This window comes from Pseudovibrio sp. Alg231-02, assembly GCF_900143565.1.
Taxonomy (GTDB): Bacteria; Pseudomonadota; Alphaproteobacteria; order Rhizobiales; family Stappiaceae; genus Pseudovibrio.
The window spans coordinates 119,275-144,043 of sequence record NZ_FREX01000001.1 but is presented as its reverse complement, the minus strand read 5'-3'; the positions used below and the strand labels follow the sequence as shown (position 1 = coordinate 144,043).

Genomic DNA, 24,769 nt, shown 5'->3' with positions numbered 1-24,769 from the left:
TAAATTCACTTGGAAGCTGAAACCTACCTGAAGTTTACGATACTACTTTTTCAGTTTGAGCATAAAACAGGCTCCGCCCAGTCGTTCACTCTTGCCAAGGGAAATCTCGATCCCATTGCGACGACACAGAGTTTGCGTAATAGACAGACCAAGGCCTGCACCTGAACTTGATTGCCCCGGCATGCGGAAGAACCGCTCAAACACCTTCTCACGGTATTTCTCAGGCACACCTGGTCCACTGTCTTCAACACTCAGTTGAATATGATCGTCACCGCGCTCAAGAACCACGATCACCTCACCATCAGACGGTGTATGCCGGATTGCATTGCCAATCAGATTACCAAGCACAGCGCCCAGATCTTCCGGATCAACAACAGCTGCCACATGTTCTGATTGAAGCAGTTGCAGCTCCACATTTTTATCAAGTGCCGCATGGGCCTGTTGTGCAAGGCTTTCCTGAAGAACAGGCAGCAAGTCGTGCTCTGTTATCTCTTTGTGGGCATCCTGACCTGCACGGGCATGTTCCAAAAGCTTGGCGGCCAGATGTGTGGCCCGGTCAACACCTTCAATGATGTTGTCAAACCGCAGCCGTGTCGCATCATCCAGCGCGTCCCGCTCAATCACCTGACATTGGGCCTTCACCACGGTCAGCGGTGTTCTGATCTCATGCGCCGCATCATCAATAAACCGCTGCTCGCGGGCAAGGTAGTCTTCAATCTTGTCAAACAACATGTTCAGGGAGTTTACAATCGGCACAAGCTCATCTGCCTGCTTCTCCGTTGTCAGCTTGCCAAGACTCTCAGGCTCCCGAGTTTGCAGTGTCTCAGAAAGAGTGGTGAGCGGACGTAACCCGCGTTTGACGATGAAAACCGTTGCGATGATGGAAAACACCAGCACCAGCCCCAAAGGGATGGAAACCGTGGCAACAGTCTGGTCGGCCAGCTCAATGGCTTCATCAAACACAACACCGATGATGTATTGCCTGTCAGTCTTTTGGCCCGGAAAATTCCAGATCACCCAGCTGTCGCCCTCATGCTCAATTTCCTGAGCACCCGGCCTCAGATACTGGGGTAGCTGTACTTGGTCGGATGACTTATATAAATCGTTGCCGTCTCCATCACGGATGATCACGAAGTAATCATTAAGTTCATGATGATCATCCAGATGCTTGGGAGAAATGGTATCCCCCTCCAGCTGTGCAATCGCGCTGACAAGCTGAAAGGCTTGCGCATCATGGGTCTCGTAAAGCTCTTCCTCTGTCATAGTGTAGACAATGGCGGAAAAGACGCCCCAGACCACAAACAGCAGCGGGATCAGAAAGATGAGGATGCGGCTGCGGATGGAGGAAAGTTTCATGCCGGTACGTCCTCATCAACAATATAGCCTACGCCGCGGATGGTCCGGATTAGTTTGGACGTAGTCTTCCTGCGGATCTGCGAGACATAAACCTCAAGCACATTGCTCTCCGCATTCTCTTCCCAGCCATAAAGCTTTTCCATGAGATCAGACTTGGAAACCACACGGCCCCGCCGCTCCAACAAAATGGTCAACAGGCGGAAGGCGAGGGGCTGCAGCACCACCTCAACCCCGTCGTAGCAGGCTTTTTTCTGGTCCAGATCCAGCGTCAACGCCCCATGCTGCAACAACATACGCGTACGCCCAACAGAGCGCCGCACCAGCGCACGGCAGCGGGCCAGAAGCTCTTCCATGTCAAACGGCTTGGTCAGATAATCATCTGCACCCAGATTAAGCCCATCAATCCGGTTCTTGGTGGTCTCCCGCGCAGACAGGATCAGGATAGGCACATCCGCCTTGTCATCACGAACGGCCCGTAAAAACTCCAGACCATCCTGACCGGGCAACCCCAGATCCAGAATAACCAGGTCGAACTCTCCGGTTCTCAGAGCGTCTTCTGCCAAAAGACCATCATCGACCCAGTCCACTATAAATTCATGCCGCTCTAGAAAAGCCTTGATCGCATCCGCAATCAGCCGCTCATCCTCAACCAACAATACGCGCATGTGTTCCTTCCACTAGGGCGAAGTATACCCAATATTTGCATCAACTCTTTCACATCTACAAAGAACATGAAACTGAATTGTGCCTGAAGAAATCGCATAAGCGGTTACAATTGACGGATAATTGGTAGCTCGCCATATGGTTGGTCAAGGCGGCCCAATCGACACGCTCAAAGCGGCCTTGGCGCAAAACACCTCACAGATGAAAGTTTTGATGCTGCGCGGTGGGCGCCCGCAGATTGTAGAAACGGCATCCGTTGTGAAGTCCCCCCAACCACTGCGATAGGCCTGCGCATAATCGCGAGAGATGCCCGCAATCCACTCATCCCAACCCGCACCAACAATACCATCATACACATCCTGCGGCATGACAGGCACATAGGTGATGGTACGCTTGAGTTCTGGGCTGAGTGCCGACGCAACATCAAAATAGGAAAGGCTCTTTGCTCCCGTTACTTCATAGATGTTGCCGTTGAAATGATCACTCAGCACGCATTTTGCGGCGCACTCAGCCACATCGCGTGTGTCTACCATCCCCATCCGGGCATCACCCATGCCAAAGAAGAAGCTGCTGTGTTCTGCTATGGTTTGCGTTGCCAGAAACATGTTCTGCATAAAAAGGTTAGGCCGCAGGATTGCATACTCCATCCCGGAGCGAACAAGCTCATCCTCGGTTGCTGCATGCAACACAGTGTTCGCCGTTGGCCCGGTAGCACCTGCCTTGATGGCCGAAACGCGAACCACTTTGCGCACACCGCTCTCCAATGCCGCATGAAGCACAGCAGAAGCCTGTTGTGCTGCCTGTGGGTTGGCCGAAGTGATCAGTACCAGTGTGTCAATGCCCGCCATCGCCTCAGAGAGAGAAGGCAGATCAGAAAAATCTCCCCGAACCGCCTCAGCACCGAGGGATGAAACCAGCCGTGCATTTTCCGCACTGCGCACCAAAGCACGCACATGCCACGGTGTTTGCTTTAACTCACTGAGGAGATGCAGACCGATTGTCCCGTTGGCTCCGGTGACCAAAATACGCTTGTTCATGACGAAGCCTCCGTCCACACCGCAAGTTCGTTCCCGTTGGGATCTGCAAAATGAAACCGCTGCCCGCCAGGGAACGAATAGATGTCCTGCAAGATCGCCGCACCAGCTGCACGGACGGCCTTTATCGTGCCCTCAAGATCCGCCGCATAAAGCACCACCAAAACACCGGGAGCCTGAACCGCTGTTCCACTTTCTCCATTAAAACCGCCTTCCACACCGGCACCGGAAAAGCTGATGTAGCTTGGCCCCCAGTCTTCAAAGACCCAGCCAAACACAGAGCTGTAGAAACTCTTGGTCTCTTCATTTTTCAGCAGAGGAAATTCGATGTAGTTGATGGATTTATCCTGGTTTCCCATCCCGCGTTCCTTTCATGTTTTGATTGGAACGCATTCTACTATTCTTCTTGATGTGGTAATATTGCTTGAAGTGGAAATGATAATTCCAAATATGGGAATATGATGCAGGACCTGAATGCAATCGCGATATTTGCTGAAGTTGCCAAAGCAGGCAGCTTTTCCGGAGCTGCCAAGGTGTTGCGCCTGCCGCTCTCAACCGTCAGCCGAAAGGTGGCGGATCTGGAAGCGCAGATGGGCGCAAAACTGCTGGAACGCACGACGCGGCGCATGCGCCTGACGGAAATCGGCGACCAGTTCTATCAAGCCTGCCTACCGGGATTGGAAGCCTTCAAAACAGCAGATCGCGTGGTGGAACAGAGCCAGTCAGCTGTGTCGGGAGACCTGAAGGTCACCGTGCCACCCAATCTGGCCGAAGCTCTCTTCATTCCCGTTATCGGGCAGTTTCGCCTGCAATACCCGCAGGTACGCATCCACATGATCGTATCAGAGCGCAATCTGGACTTTATCGAGGATGATGTTGATCTGTCTTTCCGCGTCGGTCCAAAACCAGATTCCGGACTGACACTCACAAAGCTCGCCGCCTACCGCCACGTTCTGGTCGCTTCTCCTTCTTACATCGCAGAGCAGGGAACTCCGCAGCGCCCTGAAGACCTGATGCAACACGCCCTGATCGGCTTCGGGTTCTGGCAAAAGCCGGAAATCAGCTGGCAACTGAGCAGGAAAAGCGAAGAGCGGACCATTCGCTTTGCACCAGACATCGCCATCAACGACTACTCAGCGCTTCAATCTGCGATTAAGTCCGGCTTGGGAATAGGGGAGCTGCCATCCATTCTCTGTCAGGACGCGTTGAAAAGGCGCAGTCTGGTGGAGGTGCTGCCGGAGTGGAGGTTCCCTGAAATAGACCTGCACGCCATGCACACTGGTAAGCAAAATCAGTCCCGGCTTACACGCCTGTTTCTGGAAACCTGCGTGAGCATGATCCGCCCGAAACTCCGCCAGTTTGCGTGAGAGCTTCAATAAGACCCGTAACGCACCAGCTGGCTGAAGGCCTCAACGATCTCTTCGACGCTTTCCTCGACAGGTTTTTCAAAGGTGTCGACCACAAGGCGGTGCTTCTTCCACGGCTCATAGCGTCGCCGCTGTACATCCTCCCAACTGGGCAGAGACATAGCGGAGATATCGTTGTGTCTGGTCTCAACACGTGTCTTGTGCTCAGCCTCATCAGAGCAGACCACTTCAATGTTGAGCGCTTTCACCTTAGCGCCAAGCGCTGCTTCCAGCCAGATGTTGCGGGTGATCTCAATCGGATTCACCGCATCCGCAATCACATTGTTGCCCAGCAGCAAGTTGTCTTTGGCAACGGCTGCTGCTGCAACATAACCGGCATCTTCTGCTGGTGAAATCGCAAGAACGGAGGTCTTGAGGGCAGCCTCAAGTGAATCAATACGTAAATGAACGGCTTGCAGGCGCGGAGAAAGGGCCTTTGCCAAGGTCGTTTTACCAACACCAGGCAATCCCGAAAGAACAAATAGAATAGCCATGCCGGGCTCTTACCAGCCCAAGGTTTCATGAAGCTTTCTTCATGAGAGGCTAAATTAGAGCGCCCTTAAGCAATCCCACGCACTTCCATCGGTGTCTTGCCCGTCCAGCTGTGAAACGCGCGAAAGAACGAGCCGGTATCCTTGTACCCAAGCAGATAGGAGATTTCCGGAATGCTCAGATCACTGCGCACCAGATAGTGCTGGGAAAGTTCGGCGCGGGTCTCGCTCAATATGTCCTGAAAACTCTTGCCTTCTTCTTTCAACTTGCGCTGCAAGGTCCGCTTGCTGGCGTTCAGGTTCTGGCTGATGACGTCAATGGTGTTCTGGCCCGCTGGCAGGCTTTCCAGCAATGCATTCTTCACCCGGCGGGACATCTCATCAGAACTGCCCGTACTCTGCAATTTCTGGCGCAGCCCATCTTCAAACGTATCCCACATGCCTTCCATCTGCGTGATCAGCGGACGGGTCGCGTCCTGCAGCGAAAGGGTGATGTGCGCCACCGGAGCAGGAGTTGCCTTCACCCCGCATTCCGCTTCAACAGCAGACCAGTCCAGATCCCTAACAGGACCTCCCACACTGAGCGGCACAATCTGCTCTCCGGTAAAGGTGCGGCTGCAATTGGTGAAGTAGACAATCTCAAACTGAGCCAGAATTTCAGGAAACGGCTCTGTTGGATCGCTGGAGGTAAACAAGATGGACACCGTACTGTCTGTACGCTCAACTTCCAGCCGGATAGGCGCAATCAGAGGCTTGAACAGCGCAAGACGCTTCACGCCTTCCTCAATGTTTGGACTACAGGAAAACGCAAAGGCGTGTGGAACAAAACTGCCTTGCTTGATGGTGTGTCCAAGTTTGATTGCCAGATCGTTGCCGCCATATTCCTGATGCAGCGCATGCCAGATGGCAAAGTACTGCGCCTGTGTGATGCCCTTGGCCGCTGGACCCAGCTGCTCAATGGAAACTCCGGCACGGCGCATCACCCGGTCAACAGACAGGTCAAGGTATTGAATGATTTGCGCCATCATGGCAGCGCCTGGGTAAAGATGTGCGTGTTTCGTCATGCTCGGCTCGGTCTCATTGGTCTTGCCACTCTTTCATCTCGAATTTTTGCTAGGTGTGCCAGTACCAATTTACATAGTGGCGCGATATGGCAGTACTTTGGCGCGATTTGCCACTGAAAGCGAGAGAGGCGAGTGCTAGGGATAACTACAGATCATTTGTTTCAGGCTCAAAAAGCAGAATAGCGCATTCCGCATACAACACTGCCCCATTCAAACAGTGCCTGAGATTATTGCTGACCCAGCCAACCGCTACGGATCAAAAAAGGGATTTTTTTTGATGGCAATTTCTTTAAAGCTGAACGGCCAGACGCATAAGGTCGACGCCGAACCAGGAACCCCGCTTCTTTGGGTGATCCGCGATGAACTTAAGCTCACCGGAACAAAATTCGGGTGTGGTGTCGCCTCATGCGGTGCGTGCACCGTTCATCTGGATGGCGAGCCGGTCCGCTCCTGCCAAACGTTTATTGAAGATGTGGAAGATTCTGAGATCACCACAATTGAAGGCCTGAAGTCCACGCCAGCACAAGCCGTGCAACAGGCATGGACAGAGCTGGACGTGGTCCAGTGTGGTTACTGTCAGTCCGGCCAGATCATGTCTGCCGTTGGCCTGCTCTCTGAAAACGCAAAGCCGACATTGGAAGAAATTGACGATTACATGGACGGCAACGCCTGCCGATGCGCCACCTACCAGCGCATTCGCTCCGCAATCGTACGTGCATCAGAAATTATGGAGGCTTGATATGAGCGTGTTGTCCTCTCGTCGTGGCTTCCTCAAAGGCGCTGCTGCCTCTGCTGCCGCCGTTCTTGTTATTGGTGTGGCCCCATCCGGCTCTATGGCCGCTGCAAATGCTGCAGACACCACCATGCTCAATCCGTTTGTAAAGATTGCAGCAGATGGCACCGTGACTGCTATCGTCAAACATTTTGAAAAAGGACAGGGTCCGGCAACCGGCCTCACCACACTCATTGCAGAAGAGCTGGGCGTCAGCATGGATGCGATAGAGTATGAGTTCGCCCCATCCAATCCAAAACTTTACAACAACACGGCATTCGGACCTATCCAGGGTACTGGCGGCTCCACCGCCATGTTCAACAGCTTCAAGCAGTATCGTCAGGCAGGCGCTGCGGCCCGCGACGTGCTGTTGCAAGCCGCATCACTGGCTTGGGATGTACCCGCCGCCCAGCTCAAGCTGGAAGATGGTGTGATCTCAGGTGGTGGCAACAAAGCGCCAATCGGCGAGTTCGTAGCCGCCGCGAGCAAGCTGACAGCACCTGAAAACCCGCGCCTGAAAGATCCATCCGAGTTTAAGTTGATCGGCAACGCCAGTGTGCGCCGCAAGGACACGCCGCCTAAGATCAACGGCACCGCCAAATACGCGATGGACATCCAGCTTGATAATCAGATGGTCGTCACCATCAAACGGGCCACCCGCAAAGGTGCAACTGTCACATCCTTTGATGACAGCGCCGCGAAGGATGTCAAAGGCTTCATCCGTGCTGCCACACTGCCCAACAAGGCGGGCGTAGCGGTTTACGCAGAAAACACATGGGCCTCTCTTCAAGCCCGTGAAGCTCTGGAAGTCACCTGGGACAACTCAACAGCTGAAAGCCGCAGTTCTGAAGACGTCTACAAAGAGCTGATGGCTGCGCTCAACACAGCGCCGGAATACAACCTGACCAAAAACGATCAGGCCGAGATTGCAGATGCGATTGAAAACGCAGACAAGGTGGTGGAAGAGACCTTCTACTTCCCACTGCTTGCTCATGCTCCAATGGAACCGCTCACCTGCACCATTGAGGCGACAGAAGATGGCGGCGTGATCCTACATGACGGCTGTCAGATGCCAACCTCACCACATGCAGCGATTGCGCAAATCCTTCAGGTGCCAATGGACAAGGTGCAGGTCAACACCATGTTCGCTGGTGGCTCGTTCGGTCGCCGTGCAACACCAACGGTCGATTATCAGGTGGAAGCAGCGCTTTCCTTTGTGATGACGGATCGCCGCCGCCCGGTCAAACTGGTGTGGTCCCGTGAGGATGACATCACCGGTGGCTACTATCGCCCGGCATTTGCGCACAAAGTTCGTGTTGGTCTTGATGCAGATGGCAACATCGCTGGTTGGGATCACCGCGTTGCAGGTCAATCCATCTCCAAGGGTACCCCGTTTGAGGCGTTCTCGGTTCATGATGGGGTCGATCATCTCTCCGTAGAAGGCGTCACCCCGACGCAGTACTCCATTCCGGGCATGTTTGCCGGCCTGACGGACATCAAACCAGCCACAACCGTTTTGTGGTGGCGCTCCGTTGGTCACACCCACACCGCCTACGTCATGGAAGCCATGATGGATGCCGTTGCAACAGCAGCGGGTCGTGATCCGGTTGAGTTCCGTCTGGCACATCTGGCAGGCGATACGCCAGATCAAAAACGACTGACGGGTGTTCTCAAACTGGCTGCTGAAAAAAGCAATTGGGGCAAAGGCGCTGAGGGGCGCTCTCAAGGTGTTGCGGTCCACAAATCCTTTGGCAGCTATGTTGCCGAAGTTGTCGAGATTTCAGGTGATGCAGAAAATGGCGTGAAGATCGAAAAAGTCACCTGTGCAGTTGATTGCGGTATCCCGGTCAATCCGGATGTGATCAAGGCACAGATGGAAGGCGGCATCGGCTACGGCCTTGGCCACGCCATGCGCGATGAGATCACGCTGGAGAACGGTGAAGTTATCCAACAAAACTTCCCGGACTACGAACCGCTCCGCATCGGGGATATAGGCGAGATTGAAACGCACATTGTCCTCTCCACACAAGCCCCAACAGGCGTCGGCGAACCGGGCACACCGCCATCCGCTCCAGCACTGGCAAATGCCATTGCAGCGAAAGGACCACGTGTGACCGAACTCCCAATGACCAAGGCAGGCGTCACCTTCGCCTAAACTGATTTGGCAGAGCAAAAGGCAGGCTGAACATCCATCAGCCTGCCTTTTGTGTGTTTTACAAAAAAACGCAGCTCACACGTAAAAAACGCAAACCAACGCACAAAAACACGATCATTTTTCAGCTCACAACTTATTTGGTGTGTAAAGCGCACTAACGCTCTGTTTTTTATAAGTAAAATCAAATCTATTCTGATCTGTGAAGCGAAAACAACTTCTTACAGATGAAACCTTTTCAGTTCACTTTGTGAACCTTCAATTGTCGCAAATTGAAGCCTGCCTGCACCCTATGTTCCCCTTAAAAGCGCGGAGCAGTGCTCCCGAATTCTGTCTTTATCCCCGTTGATGGAATGGGCTTTGGGAGCTGAGCAATGGATTTCCTGCAACAAACCTGCAAAAGCCTTTATCTGGCTCCAAACTCTGGCGACAACGCCGGTGGTTTTGCGTTTGTTGTCAGCAAGGTAGCCACCAGAAGAGCCAAACTCCCCAAGCGCATTTCACTCAAAGACGCGCTCACCAGAAAAACCTATTCAGGCTCCTTCATCTACTGCCCAGATCCACTTGAATGTGGAGGCAAAGAGAGCAGTCAACAGGACCTGGTATCTGGCCTGCATGCCTACTTGCAAAGCATGAATGTACTGCGCGGTTTCATGTGGCTTCCCAGAGACTTAACGCCGCTTCCAGTCCCTCATGACTATACCGGCCAACGCCCGGCCTTCTTCTCCATTAATGCAGCGGGAACAGTGACAACCAGCAGTCTGTCCTACCTTCTGGCACCCGAACTGACCATCGAGTTCTATTCAAGCGCTTACATTGGTGTTTCTGAAGATGAAGAGAATCTCCAACTCTCGGAATCTGCCATCCAGTTGGGAGGATATCTCAGCCCGGATACGGGCTCGGTGAGCAAGGCAGACATCCGCTGCTCCGGCCCGGATCGCGGTGCCATTGTGTTTGATGCCGAGTTCGAGCGCGGCGCCCTTTATGATCAATGGAATCTGGGTTTTCAATGGGTTACGAAAGATGCGGAGACCAAAACCGGCGTCAATGGTCAACGCTTCGCCTTGGGTACAGGCGATGATGGCAGCCGTAATCCTCTGCCTATGACGCTCATTGTGGACGTCACCGACGCGTTGAACATCTACCCGACACACAATCGAACAGATCCCAACCGCTGCGCCTTCTATTTCCGCGCCGAAGAGGAAAGCGGGCAGGGACCAACCCTGAACAGCTTCTACCGGACCACCTACGGCGCGCCCGTTGTTTTACAGAGTATCACCGCTGACAGCCATGTGAGTGATACACAACCCGCAGGCATTATCCTCACCCCGAGCTACGAGAATGCCTCATCACTTCATAGCTTTATCGCCAGTCCTGTTGGTGATTTCCTCGTCTGCGCACCGCTCGCGCAAGACGATACAAAAGCCCGCTTCATGTGCGGACTGGGCGGCACGGAGTTTCTGGAAGTTCCTGGCGTTGCAGAACACGCGCTCTCTGAGGGAGCACGGCTGCGGTTTATACCCGATCAGCCTGCCTACGCACCGGTTTTTCCGTTGCCTTTGTCGTCTCCCGTTGGGCGCCCTGCACCCAAAGGAGCACCGCTCAAAGGCAACTACAAAACGTCGTATGTACAGGTGTTCCCGCCAGATAATGCCGCAGAAAAGAGTGAGACATCCATCACCTATGTGGCGCAGCCCCACGGCAGCGCACTGCACGGCTATGATGATGAAATCTGGCAGGAAAACAAGGAGTTGCTGGGCACTGTCAGTCCGGCCTACACACTGCCGCCAATGGAAGATCAGGCCTTCCCCATGTTCCCCTACGCCGGCACGGATGAGGGCGACCCGAGTTACTCCCAGTGTGATGTCGCTCTGTTCGAAAAAAGCATCATTGCGCCAACCCGCCGCAAGGTGATTGCATCTCTGACCAACGGTCAATCCAACGCCAGAGAGGCTAAGGCGCAAACAGGAGAGGGGGATGCAACTCTGACAACCCCACTGGGCGTGATCGCCACACTGCAATCACCCACAGACGCCAGTCACTGGAAGGAAGTCAAGCTCGCTCAAATCAAAGTACCAACACCTTCCGATTTTGCCTTCAAAGACTTATCCCCCAAACTCATAGAGGCCTTCCAGACCAATCAGCTGTTTCTGGTCGCTGCAAACCCATCAGAATTAGGTGAAGCAGGCTCAACCTTCCTCAACACGCTGAATATCGAAGACTGGCAAATCGAAGCAGATGTCGGCAATTCACCAGATTTCGGCGACTACGCCAACATATTGATTATTAAAGGAATACGCGGTCCACTCTACGACCCGAAGGGCAGTGAAAAAGACAACCTCATCTCCAATCCGCAAAAATGGACCCAAAAAGAAACCTTCGCCGCTCCAACAACCAAGCGCCAAAATACACCAGACAAAGCCCAGATGGTCAACGTTTCCTCATGGCTTCAGGATTACTTCAAAGCCGCCTATGAGAACCCGGCAACAGAGTATTTCGAAAGCTTCAACCAGACTGCCGCTGATCCCAACTGGACCGGCGTACTTATGCTACGCGCGCGTATCAAATCACCGCCCGAGCAATTGGCTGGGATTGTGGCCGGTGTGCGCGATCCGGCAAAGTTTTATGCCCACCACCTCGCCATCCGCATCAATCAGATCAAGGCAGGTGCAAGTGGTGAAAAAATTGAAATAAAGAAGCAAAGCTCGGTCTATGGGCTGATTTACTATGAAGACAGTGACCTGATTGTACCAAAGGGAGCGACAAGCCCGGAGCCAGTTGTGCCCTCTGCAACGCGCACATATGACTTCATCCTGCTCTCGCTCAAAGTGCTTTTTGAGAACTCGGCAATAAAGAAGTTCTCCTCCTTCGCACAGCTCTCCATGACCAGGATTTTTGGCAGCGATACGGTCAGTTCAAAGCCCGTTTTACCGGCAAGCCAACCACAGCCCAAAGGCAGCCAGTACAAGTCGCTGATTATGAAAGCGAGTTATCAGGACAACAACAACCACCCGTCCTACACCATGGCTGCAACCCATCCCTACCTGTTCACGGTCGACAACAACATCCTGGAGCAAACAGAGTTCACATCCGCGCGAATGAACACCATCTCCAAACACGAAAAAACGCAGGAAAATCAAACAGAACCACTCATCCGCTTCGCTTTCACCGGCTTCCTCGATTTCGCGATCCTCAGCGCAGGCAAGAACAAGCCAGTTGACTTGTTCTCCTTTGGCAATGAGCCAGACCAGCAAACCAGCCAGAATGGACTGGCCTTTAACGAGCTCGGCTTGCAAATGAGCTTCACACAAACGAATGCCTACGAAAGCCAGAAGATCACTTGGGACAGCGCTCAACTGACATTCGACAGTAAAAACAGCACACCTCGCAGCGGTAGCCTTGTTGCCACTATGCCATTGCAATTGAAAGGGTTTGTCAGCTCCGACAGCGCAGACAAGACGCCAGCTTCCATGGGACATTTGGATGTTGTAACCAGCGTCCGCCAGCAAGGCCTGTCAGACACATGGAACGGCCTCAAGTTCGAAGTCAGCCTCGGCACCGCCGGAGACCTCGCAGGCAAACTGGGCCTCACCGCTGATTTGCTGCTGGCATGGTCACCAGACTCCACGGGCGAAACCTACAAATCCAAGACTGCCATCCATATGCCGGGCTCCTCCAACGGTGCCTCGCTCATCAGCTTACAGAACGTGCTGTCCATGTCCTACGGCCCGATCCAGCTGCTCTACACGGAAAACCCAAATAGCAAAGAGCCTGATGTCAGCAAACAATACATGTTTGTTCTCAATGAGATCGCCATCAAGTTTCTGGGGTTGGCCAAGATCCCGCCAAGCGGCGCCACATCGTTCTATCTGTTCTCAGAGCCAGATGAGAGCAACGAGGGTTCGGCCAAAACCACAGGTCTGGCCTGGTACGCGGTCTACAACAACGAGCCCGCCGACAGCAAATAAATCACTCCTTCAATCAGCACTGGTGCAGCAAGATGAACGAGCACAGTCCAATCGAACCATTCGAGCGCGTTGCTATACCTGATGAGGAGAGCCTGTCCGCTGAGCTCTCCAATCTGGTGCAACTGTTTGCCTCCGCTGCACAGGATCTCAATGCAACGCTCTCCAATGGTATCATCGGACGGCTCACGGATTTCCTGCGCGGCAAAAAACTGCGCTACTTCCTCTCTCAAGACCAAAAATCAGGCAGTGCCGCCAACACCATCAACCTCCTAAAGCGAATGATTTCCCTTGGATTTCAGGTAGATGTGGACCTGATTTACGACAGTGGCCAAAAAACGCTCCTGCAGGAACTGGCGCAGCTGTTACCCGGCTTTGACCCGACCACCCGCGCATCAATGACGCTGGACGGCGTTACAATCACCTTTCACGCTTATCAGGAAACCACCGTTGGCGAGATAACCCATCGTTCCGTACCGGGTCTGTCTGGCACGATGCCTCTATGTTTATGTGGTGGCGGTAACATTCCCAACATCGACAATACAAGCATCGCGACTGCAGTGAAATGCAGCTACTTTGTCCTGCTACAACCCTATCTCTGGACAGCAGAAACCTGCACTCAGTCTGGAAAGACCTGTTCCGCCAAATCTTTAGTGGTGTTGCCGGGCCTCAAACAAACTATAAACCTCGATGATCAGCTCGTTCTACAAGGCTCACAGTTTGCTTATCGCAGTTTCAAACAGGACCTGACCACAAAGCTCAACTGGGCGGACCTGAGGAAGATCCCGGAGGTCAACACTAAGGCATTAAGTGCAGCACAGAACATCAGCAATGCTCTTGGAAAATCTGGCCAATCCGGCATCGAGTTCTTTCCGGTTGCGAGCCTGCCAGGCTCATCGACAGATAAAACATCGCTTGTCGGCAATGCAGAAGGGATTGCCTTCGAGCTCATCGCCGCCGCTACGCTCCTGCAAAAGCAAAAAGGCTTTACCAAAAAGCCGGTTGTCATCGCTGTTCTGGATGATTTGAGCAGTTCCACATGGCAAATACTTGCGCGATATTTTCCCCAAAAGAACGCGGCGAAGCAGGGCACAAGCACGTCTCGTGATGAGCTGACAAAGAACATCAACGCTTACTGCAAGAACCAGCAAGTGTTCCGAAATACCTCTGGCTCAGGTACTGGTATTTACCTGAATATAGACCTGTCAGGCTCTGCTGGGGCTGCTTTCCTCAGCAAACTGAAACCAGGTGCAACGGTTGTCACCACCTTGTCTGATCTGCCGCCAGACGCGATTGACTATTTGTATGGCGCAGCCACATTGCCAAGCGTTCTGGAAGGTACTCAAAGCGCCAATCTGGCTGTAAACCTGGGTAAGCCGTTCTTCAAACTTGGCAATTTCACGTCCAACCCTTATCCAAGCACATTTGGAAACGGCAAGGGCAAAGCCGCCAGCAGCACAACACCAACCACCGCAACGCTTTTAGATACCTCAAAAAACCAGATTGCTCTCGGAACATCTGCGTTTCAGGGGGGCTACAAAGCAACCATGCCGCCCAATGAACTGGCGCAAACCATATCGGATATGGTGACCCAGTTTCGCTCAGAAAAGGGCGAGTACTTTGAGTATTTTGACGGTCTCAAACAGTATTACACCGCACCTCAAAACGATAAGCTCTTACAAGCGCTCGGGTTTTTAGCTGCCAGATTTGCTCTTGTTTCAGTCGCAAGCGGCGTCTCCGACAGCATTTTCTCTGATCTGCAAACACTGCAAACTTCGCTGTCGGACAATACAAAAAATGGGGTGCTCGCTCTGATCCCCAACGTGCTGAAAGAGGGACCGTTCCACACCTTCCTGCAAACAGTACTAGGCTCAGGCGGACTGACAATTGGCTCCGCAAAAAGCCCTGTGACGATCAAACCCGTCTACACCTCAAAAAAGCTCAGCAAGATCATCGTGCAGGGAAAGACCTCGGATTTTCTCGGCACAGAACTGGAAGTCACACTTACCGTTTCCAGCACAGGGCGAGCGAGTAAAAACCAAAGCAATTACAAAGTCCAACTCCAAATCTCGCTGGAAAAGCTTGAGTTACCAGGCGTCGAATGGTTCGCACTGGAAGACACAGGTCTGTCCGTTGAATTTTCCAGCAATGGTGCGCGGCTCACAGGTGGTGTGCAAACCTCTATTGAGGTCGGCGACACGCTCATTCCATTCCACATGGATTTCCCAAGCTCTGCCAAAAACAAGATGGTGGTGCAGGGCACATTTGCAGAGGAGGCAGCCCCTTCGCTGAACTCCATATTCACGCTCATCGGCGGGATGAATTTTGCAAACTCGATCCCCTCAGAATTTGCCGACCTGAACGAGCTGAATGTGGATGGTCTGCGCTTCAACTATGACCAAAAAAACAAGAGGATAGAAAGTTTTCAGGTTTCCCTGAAAGACAGCAAGGAATGGGATCTGTTTGGTGGATTGAACCTGAAGAACCTGAGTTTTGAGATCACCGCTTCACAGCCAACCGGCAAACGTCAGATAAGCTGGGTGGCCTCCACAGATGCTGTGATCGGTTCAAGCAGTACCCCCGCAATTCTCGATCTTTCTGCCACCTATCCGCAAACCACTGTTACTGCGACACTCAGCCCGGATGGGGCAAACCTGCCTGTCTCGGACTTCGTGAATGCACTGCTGCCAAGCGGCTATCACCTTGACGTTGATGCCGATATTGCAAACCTGTCACTGGAATATTCTCCCGGCCAGAACAAGAACAGCAGCACCTATTCCGTTGAGGCTGGCGTAAATTTGAAAGGCTGGCAAATCACCTTGCCACCTGCAAAGTTCGAGCTCAACGACATCTATATCCAAGTCAAAGGTGTTGGAACCAGCTCAGTAGGCTCCATCAAAGCCTCTACAATGCTGTTTGATGGTCTGCCAAATGTTCAGCCCGTCCCGGTTAATGTGACAGCCACATTCGACACGCAAAACCATCTCTGGACATTCCGCGGGGAACAGGGCGATACACCCATCAAGATCAACCAGATCATTGATGCCTATTTCGGCAGTAACTGGGCACCGGATGCTATCGATGTAGACCTCTCAGATCTGAATGTAACCTTCTCAACGGGCACTGGAACATCCGCGGCCAGTTATGAGTTTGGGGGAACAGTGAGCCTCAACAAAGACGTGAGGCCAAAATGGCTCCCGGATGTGACCTTCACGGCAAAAATCGGAGATACGGGGGGAAGTGAGCTTCTGTTACCTGGCAGCCAAGCGCGCATTCCGGTGCTTGATGACCGCGAAGAGATTGTCTTCATTGAACCAGCCAAATCATTGACCCGTTATGAAACCGCAAAAGAAAACGGCAAATACGCATTGCTGACAGCTGATGTGCTTTGGGAGAACATCGAGCTCACCGTATTTTATCAGTACGAAAAACCCGCATCTCATTTCGGTATCACATGGGGTCTGTTTTCGGCTGAGGTATTGGCTGATCAATGTGCAACGATCAGGTTTACAGATACCACCACACTTGGTGCCATGGTCGAAACCTTTGTGGAATGGATGACCGGAACAAAGTTTGGGCTCGCCGCGCCATTTGACCTGTTAAATGACGTCAAACTTTCTGATTTTGAACTCAAATGGGACTTTAACACCGGAAGCGTTGAATTTGATGTGAAAATTGGTCCTATCGACCTTTTAATCGCCTCAGTGACCGGCATTTCGCTCACCTATAAAAAGAAATCAGGCGTTTTCGTGCAGCTGAAAGGTGATTTTCCCTGGCTGTCTGATAGCGAACTGGAAGCAACAAAGCTGCCGCAATGGCGAGCAGATCAACCCTCCACAACACCTAGCCCCGGCGGTGCTGGCAACAAGTATCTTGACCTGCGTTTACTCGCTGGCGGACAGCATGTGGACGTCAAAGGCCTGCAAGACGTCACCACCGTGCAGCAAGCTGTCGATATTTTGGGAGACCTTCCCAAACCCTCATCGAAGAAGGTGCCCGACATCGGCTTTGCTGGTGACATCAACTGGCTGTTTGCGACGGATTTCGGTGTTCTGAGGATCGATTCCAGCAAAGAACTGGGGCAGGAACATCAAGGCGATCTTGAAAGCACCGGCGCGAAGTACACGTTCACCTTGCAAGTGGTTCTGACGGATCCAAGTCTCTATGCACTGCGCATTGCCTGTAATGGAAAAGCGGCTAAGGTCTTCTCCGGTCTGGATTTTCAGGTCATCTATAAAAAGGTCTCACCGGGCCTTGGTAAGTTTTCAGCCTCCATCGAACTGCCAGAAATCATGCGCCGTATTGATGTTGGAGCCGTGACAATCACACTGCCCACATTCGGTATCGAGGTCTACACCAACGGTGACTTTCAAATCGATGTCGGCTTCCCCTGGAACAACAATTTCTCGCATTCTTTCTCAGTTGAGGCCATCGTACCACCGGGTATTCCGGTAAAAGGCGGAGGAGGGTTCTACTTTGGCAAGTTGCCTGCCGCTTCTGTCAAAGGGCTGCCAGTCTCCACAAGAGGTTTCTTCAACCCCAATCTGGTGTTCGGTTTCGGTGCTCAATTAGGGCTCGGCAAGTCCGTTGATATGGGCATTCTCAAAGCGGGCTTCAGCCTCACCGCCTTCGGAATTTTGCAAGGCATTTTAGCAAAGTGGAATGCCTATGAAGATCATCACTCAGGCAGCGGCAATGCTCTGTCACTGCAGGGCGAATATTTCTTCTCCCTCACAGGAACCTTTGGCATCATTGGTAAACTGTATGGCACCATAGATTTTGCTATTATCAAGGCTTCGGTCAATATCAGGATCGAGGTAAGCGCACAGATCAAGCTTGCCTCATACGAGCCGATCCCCCTCACAATTTCAGCTAAAGTGGATGTCCGCGCCTCTGCGAAGATTGATCTTGGCCTGTTCACCATCAAAGTGAGCTTCAGTTTCTCCGCGCACGTTCATACCACCTTCAAACTAGGTGCTCTCCAGGATCCGAGTAAAGCTCCCTGGCTTGATGGTTCTGAAGCCTACGAAGGCTTGCTTGCTGCACCATTAGCGGACCGCCTCGCGCTCTACAGCCGCTTGCCAATGCTGACGGGAGCCTATGAGGCAGCTCCAGTAGAGTTCAACTGGGCAAACCTGCAACCTGCTGCTGATCCCTCTAAAAACTCGCTAGAGATCCATCTGGGCTACGGTTTAACTCTGGCAAAGGATGAGAACTGGTCGTCTTCTAAAGAGGCCCGAGCCCCACAGTTGCCGTGTTACGTCGCCAACCTGTTCATTTCAGCACCCGCACCAGCAACTCCGGAAGATGCTGAGCTTTATGAGAAGGCCGCAGGGCAGCAAACAGACACTGCATTCGAGGCTCTGGCCAAGATGGTAACCCGATGGCTTGTGGCCGCGACCATGGGTGATGAAAACCCCAGTGCAGTCCAGGTCGATAACCACGTAATCAGCGCGGTTGAGATCAACGCCATACTGGACAGGCTGGGTGAGTTGGAAGGCTCGTCAGACGCACTGACCCAGCAGGACATCACCACGTTCCTGCAGCAACAGTTCATGCTCGATATTGCTTTGCCGTCCCGTTCAGGAGAGGCGCAAGCGACCTATTTCCCTATGTTGCCACCACTCAGCATCGCGCTGGAACAAGACAGCAAAACATCGCTCTCCTATACTTTTGCAGACTACAATTCCATAACCACCGAGTACCTGGAAGACTTAACAGTTTACTTTAACCAGCTCAGTGTTCAGGTGGAAAAAGAGAGTGGAAAATCCCCCTTTGAGATTGATGGAGTTGGCAGCAAAACATCAATAGCATCATATATATATGAAAACTACTTCATGCTGATTATGAAGCAGATGATGCAAAACCTCCTGAGCGGTCTACGCGACTTCAATTATCCGCTCCCAGCTGGAAAAACATCCAGTTGCATTGTGAGTTGGGTCAACAGCCAAGGTGCATTTTCCGGAGCAGACTTTACCCTCACAGACCTCTTCAAAGCCAACAACAGCCACCCTTTGACAGCAGGCCTCAACGTCACAATTCCGACTGCACCGCTTGTGATCCCTGCAAGCAGCTCCTTCCAAAAATTAGCCAGCAACAACCCATATAATGCGACTGTCGAAGCCTCTGACCTCATGAGTAAAAACAAGGCAGTCGCGGGCCTTTTGCGCAGCAGTGCTCAGATTGTTTACACCACATCAGATGGAACTGAGAAGAAGCACACAGTCTCTGGCGGGCAAACATTAAATGCAGTCGCATCAGCTCTTGGGATTACCATTGATGAACTGACCGGCAGCAGTGCTGTGCAAGCCCAGCAGGACCTTCTGGTTGTCGGGGCTACGTTGCAGATGCCAGCGTTCACGCAAAAGACAGCGGATATGGATACCCTCTCATCCATCGCGCAAAAGTTTGACGCTGATGTTGAAGCGCTGGCAATCACCGCAAACGGAGAACTCACCGATCTGTTTGCGGGCGCCACGGGCTCCAACGCAGGATCAGATGCCGGCAGTTTGAGCATCGTGCATCTGCCTCAGTTCCCCGTTGGAGAGCTCATCAAGGAAGTGCAGCGAACGGGTGGCATCACCCACCTGTCAGGCATGGCCTCACGCTATTATTTCCACGGTATGCGTATGCCAACGGATGGCATTACACCACTTATAGAGGGCATCTGGGTTGAAAAGGATGAGGCTGGAAAGCTCAACCTGCCGAATGAGGCTGGACTGTTCGCTCTGTCCGGTCAGCAGATCGCAATCCCAACGCCGCTGACGAGCAGTCTCTCCTTGCTGCTGAGCAAGCCAAAGGATGCAGATTGGATCACACTTGGAAATGACCAAACCACCCTGAAATACGAGGTGGATGTACCATCAGACAGCGAGGCGACTGCAAGCAAAGACTATCAACGCATTGAAGCCGTCAATACCTACGGGCAGACAGAGTACCTGTCTGCCGGACCAGAGGAACTTTCACTCCTTGCAAAGGTTGAGCAGCAACCAAGCGCTTTCCCAATCCCGCACTTCATCAATTGGCAAAGCGCAGAGCCAATCAACGTTCCCACAAACGACCCTCAAAAGCCATCCAACACCCAATATCTGCGTTTGTGGACGCTTTCTGCAGCACTAACGACACTTGGTGCCAACAGCGCACAAAACAGCGCTGTTGTGCCTCCTCAGCTCCTTGTTGAGCAGGTGTCGATGGATGCTGCAACTGGAAAGGCCATCAAAACCCCGCTGACGAACTATGGCTGGGCCTCAACAATTGAGTTCTCCATCAAGAAACTGCCAGTTCAAACATCGAGCGCTCTAGCGGCAGAAGCCAAAGCGGCGCCGGATGCGGCCTTGAAAACAACCTATGAGCTGAATGGGGTGAGTTCAGCTGGCGTTGTCATTCTGGAGCGATTGCTGCAAAGCCTGCCTGCGGATCATAGCTTTGCGTCTCTCACGCTCGGTTACAGCAAAGGCTCACAAAGCAGCGGTACACATTTTGTGGGTGAGGGCGGCAGCAATGTCACCTTCGGCCTGTCGCAAACCAACCTCTCCACGGTGACCAATCCAAGCGGAGAGCTGTTGTCTGAGGCGGCAAAGGAGAGCCAGAGCCCGACGCTTCTCAATACGCCCATGTCACTGGTCAAACTGCTTTGGGAAGCTGGTATCACCAACTCGGGTGGCTTCTATCTCTATTACAACGCTAATGACGGGCAGACTGGATTGCCGCCGGATATCTTCAACGAAAAAGGTGAGGCGACGCTGTCTCTGGTCATCATTCATGAAGATCAGGAGTACATGCATGCCTACGTCAACGGGCTCGCCACTGCACAGCCAATCGCAGGCTCAGGTACTTCCTTGACCGCAGCTGCCAAAGGCGAACTGGTGGAGCACACGACCACTGATGATGATACACTGGCAAGCATTGCACTGCGCTATCACTCCAACCTCAACTCACTCATCGCCAATACTCTGACTTCTGATCAGGAAACATCAGCGAGCGGCAAAATCCAGCTGATACCGGGCAAAACCATCAGCATCGAGCAGGGCACCTATCGGGTTCCTCAAAGCAGTGATGCATCTTTTGCAAGCATAGCATTGCGGTTTGGGACAAGCGTTGAAGAGCTAAAGCAGGTAAACTCACGCCTGACTGGCGAAACAGTTCCAGCTGGCGCACCAATACGATTGCCTGTGATTGAACTGACAATTGGCTCCAAGATTTTGAGCAACGACTTGTCGAGCTGCACATGCCTGTCAGATATTGCGGATTACTTTGGCACAGAGCCCATCGTTGTTGCCAGTGCGAACGCAGAGATGGAGCAACTGCTCGTCATCGGTCAAACACTCACTCTGCGCGCGGGTCCGCTGACTGTTCAACCCGGTGAACATCCCGGTGTTCAGGCACTTAATGCGCAACGTGAACAGGCGCCGGAGATACCCAACGGCGGAACAGGAGACGACTACGCGACGGCCTTGCTCCTCAACAATTACAGCCTGCTGGCCTATAAGATACTGGGAAATCAGGACTTCAGACCAAGCAACATGGGCCTGCCCATTGGTGCCTCAGGCAAGTCTACCTCGCCCAATGAGGGAAAGATCCGATACATTCTGCAAGCGTCGGCTGGCGATGCGGAAATGTATCATGGCGTAATATCGTATCTCAGCCTTGTAAAAACCGAAAACGCCTCAGAAGCCACGACACTTAACCCGTACAGTGCCAACGGATTGCTCCTGCAAACTCAACTCGGCTGGAACGACTATTACGGCAATACGATTCTATCAACACTGGACGAGCCCACAAAGCCTGCAGGAAAGCTGAACAGCAAACCGGCGCTTCAGGGCTACACAGATCAGATCATCCCGCTCTCTCAGTGGCCCTCGACCTCAGCAAACTGGACAGTGCAGCCTGAGGATAGCGCTGAAACGACCCCGGAAAACTTCACGATCCTCATCACCTTCAGCTTTGATAGTGGACCCTTCTTCCCGCAAAAAGGCCAAAATCCGGAGATCGCACAGCAAAGAGCGCACTCAGCACTGGTTATCGTTGCAGATATGCTGGCCCAGTTTAATGACCTCAACGGTTTTGCAGTAGAGGTCAACTCGACACTCTCGCTCAACACCTATCAGCTCTCAGCACACGAACTTGAACAGCTGGTCGGCTGGTGGCAAGACATCGAACAGTTCCTGATCAGGCAAAGCACCCCGGAAGAAACCGAAACTTCTGAAGCAATTCCGCCGCTCTCATTGCCTGTAACAGTGCCAATGAGCAGCCTCAATCAGGAACCAATCATTGAGCTCACAACACAGCTTGTCTTCAAACGAACCCACGGCATAGCGGTCGGTGATTACGCAGCCGATCCGTTGACACGATTTGTTGCCAACATCATAGCAATCAGAACCACCGTCAGTGCCCCGAAACCTAAAAAAGGTGACGTAGACTCCGAAAAACCGACGAAGCCCAAACCAGACATTCTGGCAGAGTTTGCGCAATGTGTAGCACAGTCTATCCATGGTCCGGACTTCACAATGATGGTCGCCTCCGGTATCAACCGATATGTCCCATCCGCTGGCGTATCCTCCAATGCAACCTGGGGCATTCGTATCGGCACAAAGCAGGGAGATCCAATCTCCTTCCACATCTCAGATGAAAGCCAACCAGAAATATACGCACCGCTTCCGGTCAGTAACACGCTGATCTCTCGCAGTGCCTCGGTTTATCCCTATGCCGGACTGGATGATTTTGACGCAAGTACAGGAAAGTTCACAGGCACTCCGGTTCAAAGCACCTTCTCGAATGTAGAGATGGACGTCTGGCTGAAACAGTATTTTGAATTTTTTGACGCGCTGCTGTCTCCAAAATACTCCTCCTCAATCCTGTTCATCGACAAACTCGCAGCCAATAAACCGCAGAGTATCTCCTGCGCTGGTGAGAGCCCTGCAGTTGTCAGCGGCTTTATGGAAGCGTTGACGGAGCAAAAGAAGAGCCTTGCACAGATCACGGCACGCATGCTGGCGCCCATCTATCAGGACGGCACCAGTACACGGCTATCCTCCGCACAAGAGACCTTCAAACAAACGCTGCTGGAGGAGCTTTCCAATCTCTACACAACACAGGCTGTCCTCTCGTTCGGGGCGGACATTATCGCCAACATTCCGCTGACAGGCGATGAGGAAACGCCGCAGCTTTACGGCAACATCAACCTGAACAGCGTGGCAGATTGCCCACCGGATGCACAGGAGGACGCGCAGGAGCCAACACCCGCAAAATCTCTCTCAAGCCTTTTCTCGCTCACGTCTGCCAAACTGAAATTGCAAGATGGTGCAGAGCAACCGCTCACCTTCCTGCTTCAGGCCTCAGAAAAACTGGGAGAGACAACGGAATGCCTCTCGCTGGATCTGAGCTACAAAGTCACGTCTCTCGAACATCAGATCAGCCCGGTTCAGGGCATAGCCGACTACAAAGCCTCAAGCTGGCTCTCTCCGATTCAGGCGGAAGGTACGCCTGTTCTTGAAAAGCCGCTTGGGTCTTTCAAAGTGCCCATCCTGCTGCGCAGTTTCCCGGAAACGCCGCGCATGGTCTCTCAAGCTGGCCCTGCCTATGACACGAAGGCTAAGAAACTCTCCCAGATCACCAAATGGAACTACGAGTACACTTATGGCCTGAACTTCCATTACCTTCAGGACAAAGCTCATGGGCAAATCCAGTTCAACCTCAAAGACAAACCGCAGGGTGAGCTTGCCGGTTTCATGGATGCCGTTGCCGAACTCGCGCAGTTCATCACCATCCAGAACAACCTCACCGCCACGTTGGATCAGTATGTTCCAATCATAAACGCTGGTAATCAGGCGGCTGATGCCATCGAGAAGGCGGCACAGGCTCTGGCTGTGATTATCAAGGTCAACGAAGATATAATCTGCAAAGCAAACGCCAGCAGCAGCTTTGCGATGTTTGCAGCAACCTCACAAAAAGAGGGCAGCGAAACAATCAGTTTCAGCATTCTGGAGGAAAATCAGGACTATAGCACTCCAACGGAGCAAACATCACAGCGCTGGGTCGTCAAACTGATACTGGAGGATTGCAACCCGCCTGCAGGACTAACCGGAGACCCTGTGGTCGAAATTCCGGATTGGACAAGCCATCTGGACAGCAGTGCGTGTGTTGAGGGTAAGCAGACTTATACCTACTATTACACCCAGAAAACGAAGAGCAAGCAGGCCTATCTGACACAGGATATAGCACAGCCCTTGAGTGATCGTCAGGTCGTCATGCCAGGCATGCAGGTGCTTGCGCGGCAGGATGCGTTGGCTTCCATGTACATGATCCGCAACAGCTATATCCACGGCAAAATCACAGATGGATTCGTGTTCAGGACGCCGACGGCCACCTTTAAAAACCCGTTCCATCCCACATTGTCCAGCTTTCAGCCACTCAACATTGCATACCTCGGCAACCCCACAAATGAACCTTATCAGCGGAGCCTGAAGGAGCATCTGGAACATCTCTTCTACATGCTGTTTCATGGTGAGTATGCTGGCGACATTACGCTGCAGCTTAATATCGGTTATAGCTATCATCTTGCGCAAGGCCTCACAGAAGAGCCAATCGATCTGCCAATAGCTCTTCTGCCGCCAACCCCCGTCACCATCCAGAACAACGGCGAACCTGAGGGCGACATCCTTGAAAACCTCGCCAATTCAATCACGGCGTGGACGCAGACGCATAAACCATCCTGCAATGCAGCTCAGCTGAACATTGCCATGAACATCATGTCCAATCTGACGCAAAACCCCATGCCCTTGCTCAACCTGCAAAACCTCTACTTGTGCACCGATGACATCATTCCACCTCTGCCATCTTATGAAAGCGAAACAGAAGGGGTGTGAGA

Annotated in this window: 11 protein-coding genes; 5 read left to right on the top strand and 6 right to left on the bottom strand. The window is 52.6% G+C overall.

All coding sequences use genetic code 11. The features are described from left to right. Positions 1-42: 42 nt before the first annotated feature. From DHN43_RS00480 to DHN43_RS00465, 4 genes are all read right to left on the bottom strand, one after another. A complete protein-coding gene (locus DHN43_RS00480) occupies positions 43-1,356 on the bottom strand; it encodes an ATP-binding protein (protein WP_063304851.1) in 1,314 nt (437 codons plus the stop codon). Continuing rightward, complete coding sequence (locus DHN43_RS00475; protein WP_063291969.1) at positions 1,353-2,021, bottom strand: response regulator transcription factor; 669 nt, start codon at positions 2,019-2,021, stop codon at positions 1,353-1,355. Before DHN43_RS00475 ends, DHN43_RS00480 begins: the two co-directional genes overlap by 4 nt. 144 nt (positions 2,022-2,165) lie before the next feature. Next, the gene (locus tag DHN43_RS00470) at positions 2,166-3,056 is read right to left on the bottom strand and encodes an SDR family oxidoreductase (protein WP_108817383.1); all 891 of its coding nucleotides are present in this window, start codon (positions 3,054-3,056) and stop codon (positions 2,166-2,168) included. Then, positions 3,053-3,412, bottom strand: a complete 360-nt coding sequence (locus DHN43_RS00465; RefSeq protein WP_063304853.1) for a VOC family protein — start codon at positions 3,410-3,412, stop codon at positions 3,053-3,055. Before DHN43_RS00465 ends, DHN43_RS00470 begins: the two co-directional genes overlap by 4 nt. A 102-nt stretch (positions 3,413-3,514) precedes the next feature. On the opposite strand from DHN43_RS00465, the gene DHN43_RS00460 reads away from it, so the two are divergent. Further along, positions 3,515-4,420 carry a LysR family transcriptional regulator gene (locus DHN43_RS00460; protein WP_063304854.1) on the top strand — a complete coding sequence of 302 codons (906 nt, stop codon included), beginning with the start codon at positions 3,515-3,517 and terminating at the stop codon, positions 4,418-4,420. A gap of 5 nt (positions 4,421-4,425) precedes the next feature. On the opposite strand, the gene DHN43_RS00455 is transcribed toward DHN43_RS00460, so the two are convergent. Then, complete coding sequence (locus tag DHN43_RS00455; protein ID WP_108817382.1) at positions 4,426-4,953, bottom strand: AAA family ATPase; 528 nt, start codon at positions 4,951-4,953, stop codon at positions 4,426-4,428. A gap of 65 nt (positions 4,954-5,018) precedes the next feature. Beyond that, positions 5,019-6,014: an AraC family transcriptional regulator gene (locus DHN43_RS00450; protein ID WP_108817381.1), complete on the bottom strand. Its 996-nt coding sequence runs from the start codon at positions 6,012-6,014 to the stop codon at positions 5,019-5,021. A gap of 277 nt (positions 6,015-6,291) precedes the next feature. On the opposite strand from DHN43_RS00450, the gene DHN43_RS00445 reads away from it, so the two are divergent. The 4 genes from DHN43_RS00445 to DHN43_RS00430 all read left to right on the top strand — a co-directional run bounded on the left by DHN43_RS00445 (position 6,292) and on the right by DHN43_RS00430 (position 24,767). Further along, complete coding sequence (locus DHN43_RS00445; protein WP_057465391.1) at positions 6,292-6,753, top strand: (2Fe-2S)-binding protein; 462 nt, start codon at positions 6,292-6,294, stop codon at positions 6,751-6,753. 1 nt (position 6,754) lies between these two features. Beyond that, a complete protein-coding gene (locus DHN43_RS00440; protein WP_108817380.1) occupies positions 6,755-8,941 on the top strand; it encodes a xanthine dehydrogenase family protein molybdopterin-binding subunit in 2,187 nt (728 codons plus the stop codon). 371 nt (positions 8,942-9,312) lie between these two features. Continuing rightward, positions 9,313-12,906, top strand: a complete 3,594-nt coding sequence (locus tag DHN43_RS00435; protein WP_108817379.1) for a hypothetical protein — start codon at positions 9,313-9,315, stop codon at positions 12,904-12,906. Positions 12,907-12,938: 32 nt separating this feature from the next. Next, positions 12,939-24,767, top strand: coding sequence for a LysM peptidoglycan-binding domain-containing protein (locus DHN43_RS00430; protein ID WP_108817378.1), 11,829 nt, complete (start codon positions 12,939-12,941; stop codon positions 24,765-24,767). Positions 24,768-24,769 lie beyond the last annotated feature (2 nt).